At 63.2% G+C, this 19,760-nt stretch carries 21 protein-coding genes and 1 tRNA gene; 12 read left to right on the top strand and 10 right to left on the bottom strand.

The window, feature by feature from the left end:
• Positions 1–69: 69 nt before the first annotated feature.
• Entirely contained in the window at positions 70–1,173 is a 1,104-nt protein-coding gene (ugpC, locus tag AB0O81_RS05225) for a sn-glycerol-3-phosphate ABC transporter ATP-binding protein UgpC (RefSeq protein WP_363581969.1), read from the bottom strand.
• Between the two features lie 239 nt (positions 1,174–1,412).
• Between ugpC and AB0O81_RS05220 the strand changes: the two genes are divergently transcribed.
• The 3 genes from AB0O81_RS05220 to AB0O81_RS05210 all read left to right on the top strand — a co-directional run bounded on the left by AB0O81_RS05220 (position 1,413) and on the right by AB0O81_RS05210 (position 3,436).
• Positions 1,413–2,369, top strand: coding sequence for a thioredoxin domain-containing protein (locus AB0O81_RS05220; RefSeq protein ID WP_363581967.1), 957 nt, complete (start codon positions 1,413–1,415; stop codon positions 2,367–2,369).
• A 41-nt stretch (positions 2,370–2,410) separates the two neighbouring features.
• A tRNA-Thr gene (locus AB0O81_RS05215) sits at positions 2,411–2,483 on the top strand.
• Between the two features lie 2 nt (positions 2,484–2,485).
• The gene (locus tag AB0O81_RS05210) at positions 2,486–3,436 is read left to right on the top strand and encodes a DMT family transporter (protein WP_363581965.1); all 951 of its coding nucleotides are present in this window, start codon (positions 2,486–2,488) and stop codon (positions 3,434–3,436) included.
• 4 nt (positions 3,437–3,440) lie between these two features.
• Here the strand turns inward: AB0O81_RS05210 and AB0O81_RS05205 are convergent, their stop codons facing one another.
• Together AB0O81_RS05205 and msrB are read right to left on the bottom strand one after the other, a co-directional pair.
• Entirely contained in the window at positions 3,441–4,037 is a 597-nt protein-coding gene (locus tag AB0O81_RS05205) for a nitroreductase family protein (RefSeq protein WP_363581963.1), read from the bottom strand.
• Positions 4,037–4,441, bottom strand: a complete 405-nt coding sequence (gene msrB / locus AB0O81_RS05200; protein ID WP_363581961.1) for a peptide-methionine (R)-S-oxide reductase MsrB — start codon at positions 4,439–4,441, stop codon at positions 4,037–4,039. Before msrB ends, AB0O81_RS05205 begins: the two co-directional genes overlap by 1 nt.
• A gap of 87 nt (positions 4,442–4,528) precedes the next feature.
• Here msrB and AB0O81_RS05195 point away from each other — a divergent pair, with 87 nt between their 5' ends.
• The 5 genes from AB0O81_RS05195 (at position 4,529) to groL (ending at position 8,483) form a co-directional block, all read left to right on the top strand.
• Positions 4,529–5,530: a DUF2332 domain-containing protein gene (locus tag AB0O81_RS05195; protein WP_363581959.1), complete on the top strand. Its 1,002-nt coding sequence runs from the start codon at positions 4,529–4,531 to the stop codon at positions 5,528–5,530.
• A gap of 9 nt (positions 5,531–5,539) precedes the next feature.
• Complete coding sequence (locus tag AB0O81_RS05190) at positions 5,540–5,770, top strand: DUF3263 domain-containing protein (RefSeq protein ID WP_363581957.1); 231 nt, start codon at positions 5,540–5,542, stop codon at positions 5,768–5,770.
• Between the two features lie 9 nt (positions 5,771–5,779).
• Positions 5,780–6,349 (top strand): LytR C-terminal domain-containing protein, encoded by a 570-nt coding sequence (locus AB0O81_RS05185; RefSeq protein ID WP_363581955.1) that lies wholly within the window; start codon positions 5,780–5,782, stop codon positions 6,347–6,349.
• 140 nt (positions 6,350–6,489) lie between these two features.
• Positions 6,490–6,690, top strand: a complete 201-nt coding sequence (locus AB0O81_RS05180; RefSeq protein ID WP_363581953.1) for a cold shock domain-containing protein — start codon at positions 6,490–6,492, stop codon at positions 6,688–6,690.
• Positions 6,691–6,863: 173 nt separating this feature from the next.
• The gene (groL, locus tag AB0O81_RS05175) at positions 6,864–8,483 is read left to right on the top strand and encodes a chaperonin GroEL (protein ID WP_363581951.1); all 1,620 of its coding nucleotides are present in this window, start codon (positions 6,864–6,866) and stop codon (positions 8,481–8,483) included.
• Positions 8,484–8,575: 92 nt separating this feature from the next.
• Here groL and AB0O81_RS05170 read toward each other — a convergent pair whose 3' ends face one another.
• The 6 genes from AB0O81_RS05170 to AB0O81_RS05145 form a co-directional block, all read right to left on the bottom strand.
• Positions 8,576–8,863, bottom strand: a complete 288-nt coding sequence (locus AB0O81_RS05170) for a WXG100 family type VII secretion target (protein ID WP_337337529.1) — start codon at positions 8,861–8,863, stop codon at positions 8,576–8,578.
• Between the two features lie 138 nt (positions 8,864–9,001).
• Positions 9,002–10,786 carry a HAMP domain-containing sensor histidine kinase gene (locus AB0O81_RS05165; protein ID WP_363581948.1) on the bottom strand — a complete coding sequence of 595 codons (1,785 nt, stop codon included), beginning with the start codon at positions 10,784–10,786 and terminating at the stop codon, positions 9,002–9,004.
• 28 nt (positions 10,787–10,814) lie between these two features.
• The gene (locus tag AB0O81_RS05160) at positions 10,815–11,507 is read right to left on the bottom strand and encodes a response regulator transcription factor (RefSeq protein ID WP_363581946.1); all 693 of its coding nucleotides are present in this window, start codon (positions 11,505–11,507) and stop codon (positions 10,815–10,817) included.
• 75 nt (positions 11,508–11,582) lie between these two features.
• A complete protein-coding gene (locus tag AB0O81_RS05155; RefSeq protein WP_363581944.1) occupies positions 11,583–13,226 on the bottom strand; it encodes a DNA repair helicase XPB in 1,644 nt (547 codons plus the stop codon).
• A gap of 61 nt (positions 13,227–13,287) precedes the next feature.
• Entirely contained in the window at positions 13,288–15,012 is a 1,725-nt protein-coding gene (locus AB0O81_RS05150) for a helicase-associated domain-containing protein (RefSeq protein WP_363581942.1), read from the bottom strand.
• Positions 15,013–15,279: a multidrug ABC transporter ATPase gene (locus AB0O81_RS05145; RefSeq protein WP_363581940.1), complete on the bottom strand. Its 267-nt coding sequence runs from the start codon at positions 15,277–15,279 to the stop codon at positions 15,013–15,015.
• 110 nt (positions 15,280–15,389) lie between these two features.
• Between AB0O81_RS05145 and AB0O81_RS05140 the strand changes: the two genes are divergently transcribed.
• Together AB0O81_RS05140 and AB0O81_RS05135 are read left to right on the top strand one after the other, a co-directional pair.
• On the top strand, positions 15,390–15,773 hold the full coding sequence (locus AB0O81_RS05140) for a cold shock domain-containing protein (protein ID WP_363581938.1): 384 nt from the start codon (positions 15,390–15,392) through the stop codon (positions 15,771–15,773).
• The gene (locus AB0O81_RS05135; protein WP_363581936.1) at positions 15,757–16,536 is read left to right on the top strand and encodes a DUF3027 domain-containing protein; all 780 of its coding nucleotides are present in this window, start codon (positions 15,757–15,759) and stop codon (positions 16,534–16,536) included. Before AB0O81_RS05140 ends, AB0O81_RS05135 begins: the two co-directional genes overlap by 17 nt.
• Before the next feature lie 21 nt (positions 16,537–16,557).
• On the opposite strand, the gene serC is transcribed toward AB0O81_RS05135, so the two are convergent.
• Entirely contained in the window at positions 16,558–17,670 is a 1,113-nt protein-coding gene (gene serC, locus AB0O81_RS05130) for a phosphoserine transaminase (protein WP_363581934.1), read from the bottom strand.
• Positions 17,671–17,807: 137 nt separating this feature from the next.
• On the opposite strand from serC, the gene AB0O81_RS05125 reads away from it, so the two are divergent.
• Positions 17,808–18,503, top strand: a complete 696-nt coding sequence (locus AB0O81_RS05125) for an iron dependent repressor, metal binding and dimerization domain protein (protein WP_363581932.1) — start codon at positions 17,808–17,810, stop codon at positions 18,501–18,503.
• 217 nt (positions 18,504–18,720) lie between these two features.
• Positions 18,721–19,635, top strand: coding sequence for a M23 family metallopeptidase (locus AB0O81_RS05120; RefSeq protein ID WP_363581930.1), 915 nt, complete (start codon positions 18,721–18,723; stop codon positions 19,633–19,635).
• Positions 19,636–19,760: the final 125 nt, after the last annotated feature.

Raw genomic sequence — 19,760 nt, 5'->3', positions numbered from 1 at the left:
TCAACTCTCCCGGGAATGAGCAACGGCGCGGTGGGAGTGATCCCGCCGCGCCGTTGCTGATGGCGATGCTTACGCCGCAGCGATTGCCTTGTCGTTGAGACGCTCGCCGGTCTCAGCGTCGAATGCGTGCACGTGACCTGCGGTCGCCGCGAGGGTAACCTTCTCGCCCGCGTTCGGGTGGTTGCGGCCGTCGACACGAGCAACGAAGTCCGTGCGCGTGCCAGCGACATCAGCGTGACCGTAGAGGTAGCCGTCAGCACCCAGTTCTTCGACGAGGTCGACGGTCACCGAGAGGCCCTTGCCGTCGGCGGGGCCGACGACGATGTCTTCGGGGCGAACACCGATGGTGACCTGGCTGCCGTTCGCGCGGCCGACCGTGTCGCGGTCGAGCGGAACGATCTCAGTGCCGAATTCGACGCCACCTTCAGCAAGGTTCGAGGTGAACAGGTTCATCGCGGGCGAACCGATGAAGCCAGCAACAAACACGTTGTTGGGCTTCTCGTACAGGTCGCGCGGCGTGCCGACCTGCTGCAGCAGGCCATCCTTGAGCACCGCGATGCGGTCACCCATGGTGAGTGCCTCAGTCTGGTCGTGTGTGACGTAGACGGTGGTGACACCAAGGCGACGCTGAAGCGACGCGATCTGGGTACGGGTCTGCACACGGAGCTTGGCGTCAAGGTTCGACAGCGGCTCGTCCATGAGGAACACCTGCGGCTGACGAACAATTGCGCGACCCATGGCAACACGCTGACGCTGACCGCCCGAGAGTGCCTTCGGCTTGCGGGTGAGGTAGTCCTCAAGATCGAGCAACTTTGCGGCTTCGAGCACGCGAGCAGCACGCTCGTCTTTGTTGACACCAGCGATCTTGAGCGCGAAGCCCATGTTCTCAGCAACCGTCATGTGCGGGTACAGCGCGTAGTTCTGGAAGACCATCGCGATGTCGCGATCCTTGGGGGGAACATCGGTGACGTCGCGGTCGCCGATCATGATGCGGCCCGAGTTGACCTCTTCGAGGCCAGCGAGCATGCGCAAAGACGTGGACTTGCCGCAACCCGAGGGGCCAACGAGTACGAGGAACTCGCCGTCTGCAACCTCAAGGTTCAGCTTGTCGACAGCGGCACGGGTGCCGCCGGGGTAGACGCGCGAGGCGTTATCGAACGTGACTGTCGCCATGTTTTCTTCTCCTTCACCGGCAGGTACGTGCCGGACGATCCGTAGTGATGGATGTGGGAACTCCCACACGCCCGCCATTGGGCGCTCATCTAGTATGACACGGCGTTCGCAAAGCTCCCCATGGCACGGCATAAGTGGAGCCTCTGTCTGGTCATTTCCCAGACTGCCTGGTTAGCATCGTCAACGGCCTTCCCCCGGAGTCCACGCCATTTTCTGCCACGTCAGCACCGAGAGGTTCCATGTCGAGCGACGAGACACCGAACGCTTCCGCACCTAGCGAGCGCCGCGATGCGGTCCGCGAAAAGGCGCAGCAGGTTCGTGCACGCCAGTCGCGATCACGCCTGATTCGCGCGTCGGCGATAGCGGTTGCCGCCATCGCCGTTGTGGTGGCTGGCGCAATGGCGATCACGATGACGGTGTCTTCTGAAGCATCCAAACCGACACTCAAGCCCGCCAATGCCACCGACGATGGCTTTGCCGTGACCGGTGTACAAGGCGTCGGATTGGCTTCTGCCGAAGACGGCGTGACCGCAGATGAAGAAGTCGAAGAAACAGACGACGCTGAGGCGACGGCTACTCCTGAGGCATCGGAGACTGCCGTCGATCTGCCCGCAATTGAAGTGCGGGTGTACGTCGACTACCTCGCAGCCGGGGCTCGTGACTTCCAGCTTGCAAATGTTCAACAGCTTTCGAACTGGGTCACTGAAGAAGCCGCGACCGTGACGTACTATCCGGTTGCGATGCTGACTTCGAAGTCGAACGGCACCAAGTACTCGCAGCGCGCTGCCGGCGCAGCCGCATGCGTGGGCACATATGCACCTGATTCGTTCTTCGCTTTCACGAACGCCTTGCTCGCGCAGCAGCCCGAGATGGATTCAGACGGAATGGCCAATGAAGATCTCGCAGCGCTCGCGATTGCGACCGGCGCGGAGAACCCCAAAGTTGTGCGCGCCTGCATTGAAGACCAGGACTACTCGGCCTGGGCAAAAGACGCGACCGAGCGTGCGCTCCAGGAGATTCCCGACACAGATGGTCTCGCGTTGACCGGAACACCTATGGTGCTTGTCAACGGTGAGCCCTACGTGGGAGAGCTCACCGACCCGAAAGAATTTGCGCAATTTGTGCTGACGATCGCGAGCGACACGTACTACGAAGAAGCGCCGACGCCGACCCCAACACCGACGCCGAGCTCTTAATGCACAGCACCATCCCCGCGAATCGGTAAGATGGTCTTTCTGCCGACTTGGCGCAATTGGTAGCGCACCATACTTGTAATATGGGGGTTACGGGTTCAAGTCCCGTAGTCGGCTCAATGATGAAGCATCCGCGGATCCTGCCCGCTTGGGTAGCGATTTGCGGTGCGATCAGTGTGGGCGTGCTCACCGCCATGCAAGCGCGCGTTAACGGGCAGCTCGGCGTCGCGTTGGGCGACGGCTTCGTCGCCGCGGTCATTTCCTTCGGCTCCGGGCTCATTATTCTGATCGTGCTGAGCGCGTTGTTTCCCGCCGGTCGCAGGGGAGTGGGCCGCCTCATTGCCGGTGTGCGCGCCGCGACGATTCCGTGGTGGATGCTGCTGGGCGGCGCCGCCGGGGCCTTCGCCGTTGCCACCCAAGGCCTGGCGGTGGGCATCATCGGTGTGGGTCTGTTCACCGTCGGAATGGTCGCCGGGCAAACCGTAAACGGCCTCGTCTTGGACCGCACCGGCTATGGTCCCGGTGGCGTGGTTGCCGTGACAATGCCGCGAGTGATCGGGGCGGGGATCGCTCTCGTTGCCGTGGGTTCGGTGTTCGTGGGCGACACGGTGCAAGGCATTCCGGTGTGGATGCTGATTCTGCCGTTCTTTGCCGGTGCCGGTATCGCCTGGCAGCAAGCCACCAACGGCCGTCTGCGTCAGCAGGTGGGCACGCCGCTGACGGCGACCCTGGTCAACTTTGCCGGCGGCACAACGTTTCTAGCTATCGCAGCAGTGATCGACGTTGCCATCGTCGGCATGCCCGAGACGTTTCCCCCTGACGCATGGATCTATGCCGGCGGCGCGCTCGGCGTCATCTACATTTTCTTATCTGCAGCGCTCGTACAGCACACGGGTGTGCTGTTGCTTGGACTCGGCTCGGTGGTCGGGCTGCTTGTCACGGCCGTGACCCTGGATGCCATCTGGCCAGCGGCATCAAGCCCGCCATTGCTCACTCAGATAGTGATCGTCGCCATCGCGCTGCTGTCAGTGGTCGTTGCGGCGGCACCGTGGCGGCTGCGACGCTCCTAGAGCCTCACTGCTTCTTCGGGGACTTCGACTTTGACTTCGGCTTGGGCAGACGCGAGAGATGCTTGCGCGCTTCAATCGGCTTGCGGCGACCGATGCGAGCGCGCGCTGGCTTTCCACCGACGTAGAGCCAGCCGAGCAACTCTTCGTTCGACTCGAGACCGTGCAGCTTGGCAACAGCTTTCGAGCGGGTGTAGTGACCGGTGCGCCACAGCACGCCCCAGCCCGCTTCGTCGAGCAACAGACTGAGCATGTGGGCAACGCCCGAGGCGACGGCCTGTTGTTCCCACCGCGGAACCTTGTCGCTCTTGCGGTACGTCGCCACGACGGCGATCAGCAAAGGTGCTCGCAACGGTTTGGTTGACGCGCCTTTGCGGCCCTCGGCCTTGTTGATGGCTTTGCCGAGCCGGTCACGGTCGGCGCCGCGCAACTCGATCAGCCGCCATGGTCGCATCGACGAATGGTCGGCGACGCGTCCGGCTGCACTCACCAGCGGCTCGAGCTCAGCGCGCGTGGGCGCGTATTCGGTGACTTTCGACCACGAGCGACGAGCGCGGACTGCTTCGAGCGCCGGGGTTGCCCGCTCGGGCGCGCTGTCGCTCACTAAGAAGCTTCCGGGGTGAAGTTCAGCGACAGCGAGTTCATGCAGTAACGGTCGCCCGTGGGGGTGCCGAATCCGTCGGGAAACACGTGGCCGAGGTGTGAGCCGCAGTTCGCACACCGCACCTCGGTGCGCTGCATGCCGTGGGCGTTGTCTTCGAGCAGTTCGACGGCGTCGGGGCGCACCGATTCGTAGAAGCTCGGCCACCCGCAGTGGGAGTCGAACTTGGTGCCGCTCTTGAACAGTTCCGCGTTGCACGCGGCACAGGTGTAGAAGCCTGAGCGGCTTTCATCGAGAAGCTCGCCCGTCCACGCGCGCTCTGTTCCCGCCTTGCGCAATACTTCGTACTGCTCCTTGGTGAGTTCAGCGCGCCACTCTGCGTCAGTCTTGTTGACGGCGTAGTTCATGAGTCCTCCTTGGGTCTTTGTCCATTCAACCGCACGGTGTGCGCGTATGTTCCGTGGGCGCTGTGCATTCGCCACGAGAATAGGGGAGTGCCTGAATCAGCGGAGTCTGCGGAACAAACCGTCGTGGCGCGGTACGGCCGCTTCGCGCGCGATGAGGCCCCCGGCCGCTCGGCGGTCTATGAAGAGTGGGCGAAGGGTGTCGCGGCGGGTGGTGCGGCTGCTCGCACTATCGCGCGTTTGGCGCCAACGCACCGTCAGCCCCCGCTGGTCTTCGCCGTTGCCCGCATGCTCGGCGCTCCAGAGTCCACATTCGGCGAGTGGTCACGGTGGCTGCGAGAGCACGCCGAAGCATTCGTCACCGAGGCATCTCGGCGCAGCTTGCAGACAAATGAGCCGCTCCGCTGTGCGGCACTGCTGCCCGCACTGAGTGTCATCGAAGGGCCTATCGCGCTGCTTGAGATCGGTGCGAGCGCGGGACTGTGCCTCGTGCCTGACCGCTACTCATATCGATACGGTGCCCTCGCACAGCTCGACCCTCGCGCAGGAGCCTCGACAGTGGTGCTTGATTGCGAACTCGTCGGTCAACCATCGCTGCGACTGCCAGAGATCGTTTGGCGTCGTGGCATTGACCTGCAACCGCTCGACGCGTCGCTTCCCGATGACCGTGGTTTCCTCGCGGCGCTCGTCTGGCCGGGAGAGGTCGGCCGATCCGAGAGGATCTCAGGCGCGCTCGATATTGCCGCACGAGAGAGTCTCATCATCGACACGGGGGATGCGACAGATGCGGAGGTGTTGCAGACGGCCGTCGCGTCGGCTCCGAACGACGCCACGCTCGTGGTGACGACCCCTGGTGTGCTGCCACATATCGCCCACGCTGGCCGCGAGAGGCTTGTCGAGGCGGTTCGAGCGATGGATGCGGAATGGATCAGCATCGATCCGCCGAGCCTCTACTCGCGGCTCGCCAATTCGGCTCTCGACGGCTCGTGGGACCGATTCGTTCTCTCGCGCAATGGTGAAGCGATCGCGAATGTGGATCCCCTTGGCGGCTACGTGGAGTGGCGGGCGGACGAGGGGCATGCTGCGCGTTAGCGTTGTGGCGTGCCCCTGACTGACCGCGAACGCGCCATCCTCGAATTCGAGCGTGAGTGGCATCGGCATGTGGGAGCGAAAGAAGAGGCGATTCGAGCGGAACTTGCCCTATCGCCCGCTCGCTACTATCAGCTGCTCGGACGACTCATCGATACCGTGCCCGCTCAGGAGTTCGACCCGATGCTGGTGAAGCGACTGCGCAGGCAACGCGATACACGCCTTCATAACGTGGGCAGGTAGCATTCTCTGGTGCCGAAAACGTCTGTGCCGAAGGATCGCTTCGACGACCTCCCCGAGTCGGGACGCATTGGCGCGCACCGCGCGGAAAACCCGCACATGCGCGGGTGGGTCGTTCTGCTCTGGGCGGCACTTGCCACGATCGTGCTGATCACTGTCGGTATTTTCGGCACGCTGATCGCCTCCGGCCGAATCGAGCTGGGTGCACCCGAACCAACAGCGACTGTTGAGCCAACCCCTGAGGTTGAAGCGGTAGTCGACACGTCATTCGATGTGGTGATCCTGAACGCAACGCCCGAGAGCGGCCTTGCGACCCAGCTCAAAGACGTTGTCGTCGCCGCGGGATGGGCTGATGAGATGGTCACCGCGAGCGAAGCCGGTTCACAAGACTTCGCCGAGACGACGGTCTACTACTTGAACGACGAAGACGAAGCGGCAGCTTTGGGCCTAGCGAATGTCATTGGCGGTGCAGCGGTCGCGCAGACCGACGTCTACCAACCCGCGACAGCAGATGAGCAGCAACTCACCGTCGTTATCGGTGCGGACCGCACCTCATCCGATACCGCGACGCCCACGCCCTAGTCGGCTCGCGTGTGCGCGTGGCGATGTGTTTCGCCCGCGTAAATACTTTGGTGCGCGCGTGTCAACAGATGCCGATCTGGCGTTGGTCGCGGCCGAACGCTCAATACGATAATCCTGTCGCACCACACACAGGAGATCGCATGGCTCAGGGCACCGTCAAATGGTTCAACGCTGAAAAAGGATTCGGATTCATCACCGTCACCGACGGACAGGACGTTTTCGTTCACTATTCGAATATCGATATGAGCGGCTTCCGGGTGCTCGAAGAGGGGCAGGCCGTCGAATTCACCGTCGGTTCTGGCCAGAAGGGGCCCCAGGCTGAGGCGGTCCGCGTCATCTGACGAGCGGCAACGACTTGAGAAACGCCGGTACCGAAAGGTATCGGCGTTTCTGTGTGTCACGACACCGCGTGCGTGGCTTGCACTCGATGGGGTCGAGTGCCAGAATGGCTTAGCACTCGCATTCGTAGAGTGCCAATAATGCAAGCCCAACGTCCGGGAGGGACGACACACACATGGCAAAGATCATCGCTTTCGACGAGGAGGCCCGCCGTGGCCTCGAGCGCGGCCTCAACATTCTGGCCGACGCCGTCAAGGTGACGCTCGGCCCGCGCGGTCGCAACGTCGTGCTTGAAAAGAAGTGGGGCGCCCCCACGATCACCAACGATGGCGTGTCCATCGCCAAGGAGATCGAACTGGACGACCCGTTCGAAAAGATTGGTGCCGAGCTCGTCAAGGAGGTCGCCAAGAAGACTGACGACGTCGCTGGCGACGGCACCACCACCGCTACCGTTCTTGCGCAGGCGCTCGTTCGCGAAGGTCTGCGCAACGTCGCAGCCGGCGCAGACCCGATCTCGCTCAAGAAGGGCATCGAGAAGGCCGTTCAGGCCATCACCGCTCAGCTTCTCGCCGACGCCAAGGAGGTTGAGACCAAGGAGGAGATCGCTGCCACCGCGTCCATCTCGGCCGGCGACGCTGAGATCGGCGCCCTGATCGCTGAGGCGATCGACAAGGTCGGCAAGGAAGGCGTGGTCACCGTTGAGGAGTCCAACACCTTCGGCACCGAGCTTGAGCTCACCGAGGGTATGCGCTTCGACAAGGGTTACCTGAACCCCTACTTCGTTACCGACCCGGAGCGTCAGGAAGCGGTCTTCGAAGACCCGTACATCCTGATCGCAAACCAGAAGATCTCGAACATCAAGGACCTTCTGCCGATCGTCGACAAGGTCATCCAGGATGGCAAGGAACTCTTGATCATCGCTGAGGACGTCGAGGGCGAAGCACTCGCAACTCTCGTGCTCAACAAGATCCGTGGCATCTTCAAGTCGGTTGCCGTCAAGGCTCCTGGCTTCGGTGACCGCCGCAAGGCTCAGCTGCAGGACATCGCCACCCTCACCGGTGGACAGGTCATCACCGAGGAGGTCGGACTCAAGCTTGAGAACGCCACCCTCGATCTGCTTGGTCGTGCCCGCAAGGTCATCATCACCAAGGACGAGACGACCATCATCGAAGGTTCGGGTGACGCGGAGCAGATTGAAGGCCGCGTTACGCAGATCCGTCGTGAGATCGAGAACACCGACAGCGACTACGACCGCGAGAAGCTCCAGGAGCGCCTCGCGAAGCTTGCTGGTGGCGTTGCAGTCATCAAGGCTGGTGCCGCAACCGAGGTCGAGCTCAAGGAGCGCAAGCACCGCATCGAAGATGCTGTGCGCAACGCGAAGGCAGCCGTCGAAGAGGGCATCATCGCCGGTGGTGGCGTTGCACTCATCCAGGCTGGCAAGACCGCATTCGAGGGCCTTCAGCTTGAGGGTGACGAGGCAACCGGCGCGAACATCGTGCGGGTCGCCATCGACGCTCCGCTCAAGCAGATCGCGCTGAACGCTGGCCTTGAGCCCGGTGTTGTCGCCGAGAAGGTTCGCAACCTGCCTTCGGGTCACGGCCTGAACGCTGCAACTGGCGAATACGTCGACATGCTCGCTGCTGGTATCAACGACCCGGTGAAGGTGACGCGCTCGGCGCTGCAGAACGCAGCATCGATCGCTGGTCTCTTCCTCACCACCGAGGCCGTTGTCGCCGACAAGCCCGAGAAGGTTGCTGCTCCGGCAGGCGACCCCACGGGTGGCATGGACTTCTAAGTCATCTACGAGAGAGGCCCCCGACACCTGCGAAGGTGTCGGGGGCCTTTCTCGTTGAATCGGCGGATGATCGGGTACTCCACCGAATCAGATCACCGAAACAGACTGGTGGTCGCCATCTCAGCGTCGGCGTACTGCCTACCTGCCGCCGCGAGCGAAGCGTTGATGCTGGCAAGTGACTCTTCGACCTGGCGCTGCGTCGCGCGCCACTGTTCGACGACACCATGAAATGCCACGGAAGCAGACCCTGTCCACGTAGATTGCAGCTGGGTGAGCTGAGCGAGCATGGCGTTTGATTCGGCGCTCAGCCTGTCGACGGTTCCCCGCACTGCGGCGGTGGTGGCGAGAACGGCGTCGCTGTCGACGGAGAATACGGCCATGGGTCCTCCTCTGAACCTTCGGCCGGCGGAAGTGCCTGGCCTGCGTGCGCACCAAGCTATGGCGATGTGGCCCGCGCCTGCCTCGCGGTGAGCCCGAGTGTGCACAAGCACGCCCGGGCGACGCGTGTGGAGGAACGGTCAGCTGTTGGTGGCCGAGGGCCGCTCGATGGGTTGCGTTTCAAGCAGCAGGTGCTCAGAGACATCGCGCTTTTGCACCAGTGGGAACTCCACGCGGAAGGTGGCGCCGCCGCCCTCCGTATCGAAGACGCCCACGGTGCCGTGAAGCGCATCGACGATCGACGACACGATCGATAGGCCGAGCCCAGTACCACCGGTCTCTCGAGCGCGGGAGGTGTCAGCACGCCAGAATCGCTGGAAGATCTTGTCTTTGATCTGGTCAGGAATGCCGTCACCATGGTCGACGATCTCGACCCATCCCGTGCGGGCCAGCGCGTTGACGCCGACGCGCAGCTCGATGGGAGAGTCTGTGGCTGAGAAACGACGCGCGTTGCCCAGAAGGTTCGTCACGACCTGGCGAATTCGGTTTTCATCACCTTCGACGATGGGCTCCAGGCGCGAGGCAGACGCGGTGACAATCGGCTCGGTCTCAGCGGCAGGAGTCGGCAGCGCAGGTCCCTCGCCAACTACGGGCACCGCCGGCACTGGCTTCGGCTTGCGCCTGAGTAACGAAAACGATGCTCCTCGCGACGATGAACCGCCACCGTGCTTCGACGTGCGGGTGGTGCCAGTGCGAGTCGAACGTGTAGGCGCAGGGTCGGTGGAAGAGGTCGCGACGGGGATCGCGGCGGTCTCAAGCGTGGTGTCGACCACTGTTACCGGGCGCTGTGGTGAGGCGGCGCGCACATCGAGGGCCGCGTCCCGAGCGATTGGGCGCAGATCAACGGGTGCGATCACGACGTCTCGTCGCTCGTCGAGGCGGGCGAGCGCAAGCAGGTCTTCGACCAGCAGTCCCATGCGGACCGCTTCTTTCTCGATACGGTCCATCGATTTGGCGACTTCTTCTTCGCCGTGCACCGCGCCCATGCGGTAGAGCTCGGCATAGCCGCGCACGGTGACTAGAGGAGTGCGCAGCTCGTGGCTGGCATCGCCGATAAAGCGTCGCATCTGCTGCACGGTCGAATCACGCTGCGAAATTGCAGCATCCACTCGACCCAACATCGCATTGATCGCGGTCTTGAGGCGCCCGACTTCGGTGGTGGCCGATTCGACGTGCGTCATCCTCTGGCTGAAGTCACCGGCGGCAATCGCATCGGCGGTGGATTCGACCTCACCGAGACTGCGGAAGGTGAGTGTCACCAAGAATCGAGTGAGCAGGGCACCGCCGATGATCGTCATGAGCGCCAGCACAGTGTAAATGCCCAAGAATGACGCGATCGTGCGGTTGACGGTTGCAAGGGGCACCGCCACCATCTGCGTGTAATACAGCGAGCCGTTGCCGTACGGCTGCAGCGTCACGGTCGCGCGGTACTCAGCCTCACCATCTTCGGAGATCAGGCTGACGATGCGAAGCTCGTTTGAAATCGCGCGGTCGAGCGGGTAGGTGGTCGGAAAGTCCGGCGGTGGTGCGCCGCGGCCGCCAGCGGTGGCTTCGAGCAGTCCGTCATCAGGCTCATAAACCGCGACGAAGTAGTCGGTCGCGGGTGCCTGGTCTTTCCTCGATGCCTGAAAGTTGCCGTCGGCGTCGATATCGAAGTTCATCAGCGGCGCGCCCACGTCGGTGCGCGCAAGAGCGGCCACCTGCGTGTCGACGCTTGCGATCAGCGTCGTACGAAGAAACGCCATGGTGCCGATGCCCGCGGCGAATAGGCCCACGGCCAAAAGCATGACGGTGACTCCCGTCACCTTCGCGCGCAGGCTGATGCCGCGCCACCAATGGGTGACCGCATCGGGCTTATTACTCACAGCGGGCACCGCACACTAATCCGCCAGATCAGGCGGTTTTGCCCGCCTTCAGCATGTAGCCGAAACCACGCTTGGTCTGGATGAGAGCTTCAGACGAGTGCGGATCGATCTTGCGGCGCAGGTATGAGATGTAGCTTTCGACGATTCCTGCGTCGCCGTTGAAGTCGTACTCCCACACGTGGTCAAGAATCTGAGCCTTCGACAGCACGCGGTTCGGGTTGAGCATCAGATAGCGCAACAGCTTGAACTCGGTGGGGCTGAGGTCGATCGACACCTCGCCGACACGCACGTCGTGCGTGTCTTGATCCATCGTGAGCTCGCCGGCGCGAATAATCGACTCTTCGTCGGCCTGCATGGTGCGGCGCAGAATCGCCTGAATACGCGCCACGATCTCATCGAGGCTGAACGGTTTGGTCACATAGTCGTCACCGCCCGCGTTGAGGCCCGCGATCTTGTCTTCGACTTCGTCTTTTGCCGTCAGAAACAGGATCGGTGCGGTGTAACCGGCGCCGCGAAGGCGCTTGGTGACACTGAAGCCATTCATGTCGGGCAGCATGACGTCGAGCACGATGAGATCGGGCTCCTCCTCCAAGACAGCCGAGATGGTCTGGGCGCCATTTGCGACGACCCTGACCTGGTAACCCGCGAACTTGAGGCTCGTCATGAGCAGGTCGCGGATGTTCGGCTCGTCATCAACTACGAGGATTCGCGGTGCAGTCATGCCTTCATTATGGCGATGTTCTTGATGGACTGCCTGGATATCGTGCGGAAAGCCTTGAGAAGTTGGTGGATGCTGCTAAGCAGCATCCACCCGATCGGCATCCAAAATCGTGTAGGCGTACCCCTGCTCGGCCAAAAAACGCTGCCGGTTCTGAGCGAAATCCTGATCGACGGTGTCGCGCGCAATGAGCGTGTAGAAGCTGGCGGTCTTGCTGGTCTGCTTCGGTCGCAACAGGCGGCCCAGCCGCTGGGCCTCTTCTTGGCGTGAGCCGAACGAGCCCGAGACCTGAATGGCAACGGATGCTTCTGGCAGGTCGATGGAGAAGTTCGCGACCTTCGAGACGACGAGCAGCGAGATCTCGCCGACGCGGAATGCCTGGTACAGCTCTTCACGCTCATCGATGGGGGTGGAGCCGGTGATTTTCGGGGCGTTGAGCGCCTCGGCAAGAACCTCGATCTGGTCGAGATACTGACCGATCACCAGAATGCGCTCGTCGCTGTGCCGTTCGACGAGGCGCTTGACGACATCGATCTTCGCGGGCGCGGTGGCAGCGAGGCGATAGCGCTCGTCATCGGCCGCGGCTGCGTATTCGAGTCGCTCGCCTGAGGGAAGGTCGACGCGCACCTCGTAGCAGACGGCTGGCGAGATGAAGCCCTGCGCTTCGATCTCTTTCCAGGGTGCGTCGAAGCGCTTCGGCCCGATCAGGCTGAACACGTCGCCCTCGCGGCCGTCTTCGCGCACGAGTGTCGCGGTAAGTCCCAGCCTGCGACGCGCCTGCAGGTCGGCGGTGAGTTTGAACACGGGTGCGGGCAGCAGGTGCACTTCGTCGTAGACGATGAGCCCCCAATCGAGCGCATCCAGCAATGCGAGGTGGGCGTACTGACCTTTTCGCTTGGCGGTGAGGATCTGGTAGGTCGCGATCGTGACCGGCTTCACCTCTTTGAGCTGTCCCGAGTATTCACCGATCTCGTCGGCAGTGAGCGACGTGCGTTTGATCAGCTCATCGCGCCACTGGCGCGCACTCACAGTGTTGGTGACGAGGATCAGAGTGGTGGTCTTGGTTTCGGCCATCGCTGCCGCCCCGACGAGCGTCTTGCCGGCGCCGCAGGGGAGTACGACCACTCCAGAGCCGCCCTCTGCGAAGATGTCGACCGCGTGCCGCTGGTAGGGGCGCAGCGACCAGCCATCTTCATCGAGCTCGATGGGATGAGGTGTGCCGGGGGTGTAGCCAGCGAGGTCCTCGGCGGGCCAGCCGATCTTGAGCAGCTCTTGCTTGATCTGCCCGCGTGCCCATGCGTCGACGATGTAGGTGTCGGGGGTGGGGTGACCGATCAGCAGCGGTCCGATGCGCTTGTTGCGCGACACTTCTGCCAGCACCGCAGAGTCGGTGGACTTCAGCACGAGCTCGCCGTCATCGTTTCGTTCGATGACGAGGCGGCCGTAACGGCCGACCGTTTCGCGGATGTCAATCGACACCGAGGGAGGCACCGGAAACTTCGACCACCTCTCGAGCGTGGCCATCATGTCTTCGGCGTCGTGGCCCGCGGCGCGCGCGTTCCACAGCCCCAGACGGGTGACACGGTAGGTGTGGATGTGTTCGGGGGCGCGTTCGAGCTCAGCGAAGATCGCCAATTCGTGGCGGGCGCTTTCAGCGTCGGGATGCGCGACTTCGAGCAGAACAGTGCGGTCGCTTTGAACGATCAGGGGGCCATCAGCCATAACGGGTCAGTCTACCGGTACGGAATGAAGCGCCGGTCGCCGAGGCAGGGTATCGAGGCCGTCAACGAGTCAGTGGGACGACATTGACGATGCTTGAGACCGGCAGGGTGCGTTCGATGTCGGCGGCGCGGTCGCGGCCCCGCAAGCGGCCACCGCCGAGCCCGGTGGCTTCAAGAGTCAGCGTGCGTTCCGCGCCATCGGGCATGCGCACGGTGACCTCGATTTCGCCGCGCAGACGCACCGCCTGCTCGAGCTCTCGCTCTAGCCAGCCCGCTTCGCCCTCGGTGCCGTGCCCGCTACGCAACGTTTCGATGAGGCGGGCATAGACGTCGAGGGCCGCAGTGGCTGGCTCTGCGGGGGCACCCACTGATCGCCGGCGCACCGGTTCGGGGGTTCCGTCGCTGTTCACCGCAACGACGGGGTAGCGTGCGTCGGCCAGCGACCAATACACCGCATCGCGGGCCACGCGCGAGCTCAGTGCGTCGGCGTCGGGCAGCAGACCTAGCGGGCGCAGTGCTTGATCGATGGCGATCGTCTCAAGGAGCGCCCGGTCGGTGCTCTCGATCCGAGTACGGTCGCTCGCGTGATCGTCACGCACGCGCACGAGTCCATGACGGCTGGCGGTGCTCTCAATCAGATACTCGAGGGGCTGCGGAATGCCGGTGAGCGAGAGTTCCGTCAGAAATTGACGAATTGATACCGCGCTCTCGCCCTCGGTCATTCCCGCCCCGAGCGAGTCGACCGTAAAGCGATAGGTCGACGCTTGCGCGCGCGATTCGCGTTCGGCGATCGAGCGCAGTCGAAGATCAAGGGCAGGATGCAACGGGCCTGGCGCTATGGCTGTGAGGTCGGCCTGCAGATACACCCGATCGATTTCAGCCACCAGATGTTGCGCCAACTCATCAGGGTCGAGCGGACGGCCTTCGCGCAGTGCAATCGTCCAGGAGGGAACGGCGCCAGAGGCGTCGACAAAACCCCACCGCTCAGCAATACGTCGGTACTGCGCGGCACGCGCGGGCCAGTCGGTGTCGAGAGGGTGCAGTGCGGGCCAGTCTGCGAAGTCGGCGAAACCGCCGGCTGCGGTGCGCAGACCCGCGGGCAACGACGAGCGAATGCCGCTGGCGATGTCAGACCAGCGGCTGACGGTGGTCGCTTCAAGCCACTCTTCGCCGCGGGTCGTTACCGTCCACACTCGATCGTGAGCGTAGGCGAGCCCACCCGCAGCGGCGGCGGTCAGAATCTCGTCGAGGTCTTCTTGCGAACGGATTGCGCCGGAATCGAGCAGGCGCTTTCGATCGGCAGCGCTGACGCTGCCCGCACCCGTCCGGGTGATAGGGGAGTGCAGGCATGCCAGCAGCACGTCGGCAAGAGAACCTGTCGCTTCAAAGGCGCGCTCAGCGGCCGCTGCCGTCTGCTGTGCATCGGCGGGGGTGAAGGATTCGGTCGGGGCGATGCGGTGAAATGCATCGGGCTGCGTGGCGGACAGCGCTTCTACGCGCGCGGTGACCGCTGCGTATGGGCTGCCCGTGTCATCAACGAGCGCGAGCAACTCGAGATGCGGCTGCGACTCGGCGTCATCGCCGTTGGCAAGATGAGACAGCGCGTTTCGGTGCAGGCTCGTCAGCGCGCGATCGATTGCCGCCGCATCAAGCATCGCCTCAGCAGCGTCGAAGAAGTTGTCCCACGAAGCGTGCGGGGAAACATCGCGCGCGGCGAGCGTCTGGGCGAGCTGAGCGTCGTCGCGGGCGGCCAACCACGTCGCGAGACCTCGCTCGTTAGAAACCATCTAGTCGCCTCGGTTCGCCCGAGCCCTCCGCACGAAGCTCGAGATGAGCACCGTCAGCAACAGCACGAACGCAATGATGGGCGCGACGATCACGACAATGCCCACGGCATTCCACAGCGGCGTCGACATATTCGCACCCGCGGAGCTTCCGATCATCACCGCGAGAAACGACAAGATCGACAGGACGATGAGTCCCAGCGACATGAATGCCAGGATCCGATCCACCTTGCGGATCGGAACATCGTTCTCGGGGGTGCGCTCGCTCATCCGCAATAGCCTACCGCGCGCCGTGCGTGCCCTAGTCTTGTAGAGGGATCCGTTGATCCCGCAATCCGTTATGCCCGCCACGCGTGGGCAACAGCTACAGCGAGGTTTCCATGCCCACCGGCAAGGTTAGGTTCTACGACGAGGAGAAGGGGTTCGGCTTCATCGCCACCGATGATGGCCAGGACGTCTTCCTGCACGCCACTGCCCTTCCCGCAGGTGCCGCGGCCCCCAAGCCCGGCACGCGACTTGAGTTCGGCGTTGCCGATGGCAAGCGCGGTCTGCAGGCACTTTCGGTGCGTCTGATCGAGGCTCCGGTGAGCATGTCGAAGCGGTCACGCAAGCCCGCTGACGACATGGCGGTCATCGTCGAAGACCTCGTGAAGTTGCTCGACAACATCGGCGGCGATCTGCGTCATGGCCGTTACCCCAGCGGCAACCACGCTAAAACCGTCGTAGCAGTGCTGCGCAAGGTCGCGGATGAACTTGACGCCTGAGTCTGAGTCCACGCCAGCCGCGCCGATCGAGCCCGATCAGGCGCTGCTGACAGCTCACAATCTGGCGATCGCTGCACTCAGCGAGATCACCGCGGCGTCGACTATCGGCGAGCCCGCCGACTATCGCGTCGAATCAGACGGTGTCGTTTCACTTCGCTTCCGTAACCGCATGCCCGGGTACCCGGGCTGGTTGTGGACGGTCAGTCTTGCGCGGGTTGAAGGCGCCGAGCCTACTGTGCTTGAGGTCGAGCTTCTGCCGAGCGACGGTGCCCTGGTGGCGCCCGAATGGGTGCCGTGGGCGGTACGCCTGGCGGAATACCACGCCGCTCAAGAAGCGCTCGCCGAAGAAGCGCCCGCGGGCGATGACGCTGAGGGCATTGATGAGTCCGAAGATGCAGATCTTGACGACGACATCGATGATTTGGATGCTGCTGACTTCGACAACGACGGTTCACCGATTCTGCACTCGGGCGATCTCGACGGTGTCGACATTGACGAACTCGACGAGGATGCTGACCGATCCGAGGGCGAAGACTCCGACGAGCACGACTCTGCTGAGGATGACTCGGACGACGAGGATGACTCCGACGACGAGGATGACTCGGACGAGGATGACTCGGACGAGGATGATGCTGAGTCCGATGAAGACTCCGACGACGACGAGTCCGACGAAGACGACTCCGCTGAGGACGACTCGGACGACGAGGCTGCTTCCGTCTCAGGCGACAACGAAGAAGTCGCCTCAGCCTCCGACGAAGACTGAGGCGACTGCCGCTCGCGCTGCTTAGAAGCGCTCGATGATGTAGTCGATGCTGCTGATCAGTTTGCGCACGTCTTCGGGCTCGATCGACACGAAGGTGGCCACGCGCAGCTGATTGCGTCCGAGCTTTCGGTAGGGCTCGGTGTCGACGATGCCGTTTGCGCGCAGCGTCTTTGCGATAGCCGCAGCATCCACCGATTCATCGAAATCGATCGTGACCACGACGGGAGAGCGATCGGCCGGGTTCGCGACGAAGGGCGTTGCCACATTCGACTGCTCAGCCCAGGTGTACAGCGCCTGCGACGACTCTGCCGTGCGCGAAGCCGCCCAGCTGAGGCCGCCGTTGTCGAGAATCCAGCGCACTTGCTCGTCAAGCAGGAACAGCGTTGACACGGCCGGGGTGTTCAGCGTCTGGTTGAGACGCGAGTTGTCGACCGCGTTTTTGAGGCTGAGGAACTCAGGAATGTAGCGACCGGATGCAGCGATCTGCTCGATCCGCTCAATGGCAGCGGGCGACACGGCGGCGTACCAGAGTCCACCGTCTGAGCCGAGGTTCTTCTGCGGGGCGAAGTAGTAGACGTCGGCCTGGGTGACGTCGAAGTCGATGCCGCCCGCGGCGCTCGTCGCGTCGATCACGGTCAGCGCGCCCGCATCACCGTTCACACGAGTGACCGGAGAAGCGACTCCGGTCGAGGTTTCGTTGTGCGGCCATGCGTAGACGTCAACACCAGCGACGACTTCAGCCGATGCGCGGCTGCCAGGCTCGGCCTTGCGCACATCGGGAGCTTCGAGCCACGGGGCGCCGGCGGCTGCGGCGAACTTTCCACCGAACTCGCCCGAAACGAGGTTCTGTGCGCGAGTGTTGATCAGGCCGAAGGCGGCAGCATCCCAAAACGCGGTTGAACCACCGTTGCCGAGGATAATCTCGTATCCCTCAGGAATCCGAAACAGCTCAGCAAGCCCCTCGCGGGTCGAGCCGACGAGATTCTTGATGGGGGCCTGGCGGTGCGAAGTGCCGAACAGCGTCGCGCCGCGGGTCGCAAGCGCTTCGAGCTGCGCGGCGCGCACTTTCGAAGGGCCGCAGCCGAAACGTCCATCGGTGGGCAGCAGTTCACGGGGCAACTCAACCTGGGGCATGGGCTAAGTCTAGGCAAGAGGGGGAGTGCTGTTGCTGTCCGTGTCGCGAGTGTGACGTGTGGGCCCGGCGGCAATCCCGTGTCTGTGGGATTCGATAGTCTTGCTGTGCCCCTTTCGACAGGCGAGGACCCCGCAACATGACAGATCTCATCGACACCACCGAGATGTACTTGCGCACGATTCTCGAGCTTGAAGAAGAGAACATCATCCCGCTTCGCGCGCGCATCTCAGAACGCCTCGGGCACTCAGGTCCCACCGTTTCGCAGACCGTGGGTCGCATGGAACGTGATGGGCTCGTCGTTGTCTCAGATGACCGCAGCCTGCAGCTCACCGATGCTGGCCGGCAAAAGGCCGTCGATGTGATGCGCAAGCACCGTCTGGCTGAGCGGCTGCTCTCTGACGTCATCGGCTTGGACTGGGCCTATGTGCACGACGAGGCCTGCCGCTGGGAGCACGTGATGAGCGAGCAGGTTGAGCGTCGTCTCGTCGAACTGCTCGGGCACCCGACCGAGTCGCCCTACGGCAACCCGATTCCCGGCCTTGACCAGCTCGGCGATGTGCCTTCGGCCACCTTTGAGCAGGGAGTTGTGGGCTTGGTGCGCCAAATGAACGCCGTTGGCGGTCCGATCACCGGTACCGTCCGCCGTCTCGCCGAACCAGCACAGGTCGACCCCGAGCTTCTGCAGCAGCTCAAATCGGCCGGCGTGATGCCCGGCGCGCACGGCAGCTTCCGCTACAACGAGGGCTATGTGCTGGTCGAGATGGACGGCAACACCGAGGGTCTCGAGCTGCCAATTGAGCTTGCCTCGCACGTCTTCTTGGTCGCTGAATAGTCCGGTTTCTGAGAAGGCAGGGCGAGAGCGTCAGCTGAGCGTGACATATTCGTTACCTTCGGGTAGCCTCGTAGAGTCCACCAGGTGAGAAGCCCGCCATAGGACCCCGCACGAATTGCCTCCCTGGCTCGTCGTTCGTACGGTGCAACCGCAGATCGTGCCCCGACACGGATTGCCGACGAGTCAGCGCTCCGGCGTAGAGGCGCCGGAGGATAATTTGGCTGACCAGAACGAATCGCCCGCGGGCGAGCAAGAGCAGGATGCTTCGCTGACCCCGCGACGCACGCGCTCCCGTCGCAGCATGACGGTCCGCTCGCAGGCAGTAGTCCCCGCTAAGCCACGCACCCGTCCCGCCGCGACCGCTGGCGGACGAATCGCAAAACCGCTTCGCAGTCTTGTTGTGTTGACGATGGTTGGTGGCCTCGTCGCGACGGTCGCGCTGCCCGCCTTTGCCGCGGTGCGCCCTGACGCAGAGGCCGTCACTGTGCAGCAGATGGCCGTCGAAGACGCACAGTCGCTCGTGGTCGCCTCCGACGTCTCTGGCGACGATCTGGCTCGCGACAGCTACTCCGCGACCACAGAAGAAGAGATCGCCGAGAAGAAAGCGGAAGAAGAAGCCGCCGCAGCCAAGGCTGCTGCTGAGGCCGCTGCAGCCGCCCGAGCCCGCGTTGTTGCAACAACCACCAGCGTCACGACTGAGGAACCTGCCGTCGACGTCACGATGGTTTCACCCGGTAGCGGCGAAGTGCGCTGGCCCATTGTTAACTTCACCCTCGGCCGCGGCCTGTGGGACTCCGGTTACCACCAGGGCGTTGACCTGCTGGCTGATGCGGGTGAGCCGCTCTATGCCGCCGCAGACGGCGTCGTGCGCGTCTCGCAAGAAAGCTACGGTGGCTACGGCGTTGCCGTCACCATCGACCACGTCATCAACGGCCAGACCGTGTCGACCCTTTACGGTCACATGACGTACGGCAGTCGTCAGGTGTCGTCAGGTCAGACTGTCTCTGCCGGTCAGCTCATCGGACTGGTGGGAAGCACCGGAAGCTCGACCGCAAACCACCTGCACTTCGAGGTGCACATCGGTGGTTCGGTTGTCGACCCGTGGGCGTGGCTGCAGGCAAACGCCAGCTAGTTCTTTTCACGAAAGGCGTGTCACAGCATTTGCTGCGACACGCCTTTCGCATTCCTTAGGGTCGCATTCGCCTGCTGTTCGCACACGTGGGTTACCCTGAACCCGACGCTCAATACACGCGGAGG

This window comes from Microbacterium sp. NPDC076911, assembly GCF_040687125.1.
Classification (GTDB): domain Bacteria; phylum Actinomycetota; class Actinomycetes; order Actinomycetales; family Microbacteriaceae; genus Microbacterium.
Note: the sequence above shows the minus strand (reverse complement) of the source record. Positions and strands in the feature narration are given on the sequence as shown.

Bases quoted from the DNA above. Each gene is read 5' to 3' on its own strand.
- serC (WP_363581934.1), bottom strand. From the start codon at position 17,670: ATGCCCCAGGTTGAGTTGCCCCGTGAACTGCTGCCCACCGATGGACGT.
- AB0O81_RS05150 (WP_363581942.1), bottom strand. From the start codon at position 15,012: ATGGTTTCTAACGAGCGAGGTCTCGCGACGTGGTTGGCCGCCCGCGAC.
- AB0O81_RS05145 (WP_363581940.1), bottom strand. From the start codon at position 15,279: ATGAGCGAGCGCACCCCCGAGAACGATGTTCCGATCCGCAAGGTGGAT.
- AB0O81_RS05135 (WP_363581936.1), top strand. From the start codon at position 15,757: ATGAACTTGACGCCTGAGTCTGAGTCCACGCCAGCCGCGCCGATCGAG.
- AB0O81_RS05160 (WP_363581946.1), bottom strand. From the start codon at position 11,507: ATGACTGCACCGCGAATCCTCGTAGTTGATGACGAGCCGAACATCCGC.
- AB0O81_RS05125 (WP_363581932.1), top strand. From the start codon at position 17,808: ATGACAGATCTCATCGACACCACCGAGATGTACTTGCGCACGATTCTC.
- AB0O81_RS05180 (WP_363581953.1), top strand. From the start codon at position 6,490: ATGGCTCAGGGCACCGTCAAATGGTTCAACGCTGAAAAAGGATTCGGA.
- msrB (WP_363581961.1), bottom strand. From the start codon at position 4,441: ATGAACTACGCCGTCAACAAGACTGACGCAGAGTGGCGCGCTGAACTC.
- AB0O81_RS05155 (WP_363581944.1), bottom strand. From the start codon at position 13,226: ATGGCTGATGGCCCCCTGATCGTTCAAAGCGACCGCACTGTTCTGCTC.
- AB0O81_RS05210 (WP_363581965.1), top strand. From the start codon at position 2,486: ATGATGAAGCATCCGCGGATCCTGCCCGCTTGGGTAGCGATTTGCGGT.
- ugpC (WP_363581969.1), bottom strand. From the start codon at position 1,173: ATGGCGACAGTCACGTTCGATAACGCCTCGCGCGTCTACCCCGGCGGC.
- AB0O81_RS05220 (WP_363581967.1), top strand. From the start codon at position 1,413: ATGTCGAGCGACGAGACACCGAACGCTTCCGCACCTAGCGAGCGCCGC.
- AB0O81_RS05140 (WP_363581938.1), top strand. From the start codon at position 15,390: ATGCCCACCGGCAAGGTTAGGTTCTACGACGAGGAGAAGGGGTTCGGC.
- groL (WP_363581951.1), top strand. From the start codon at position 6,864: ATGGCAAAGATCATCGCTTTCGACGAGGAGGCCCGCCGTGGCCTCGAG.
- AB0O81_RS05170 (WP_337337529.1), bottom strand. From the start codon at position 8,863: ATGGCCGTATTCTCCGTCGACAGCGACGCCGTTCTCGCCACCACCGCC.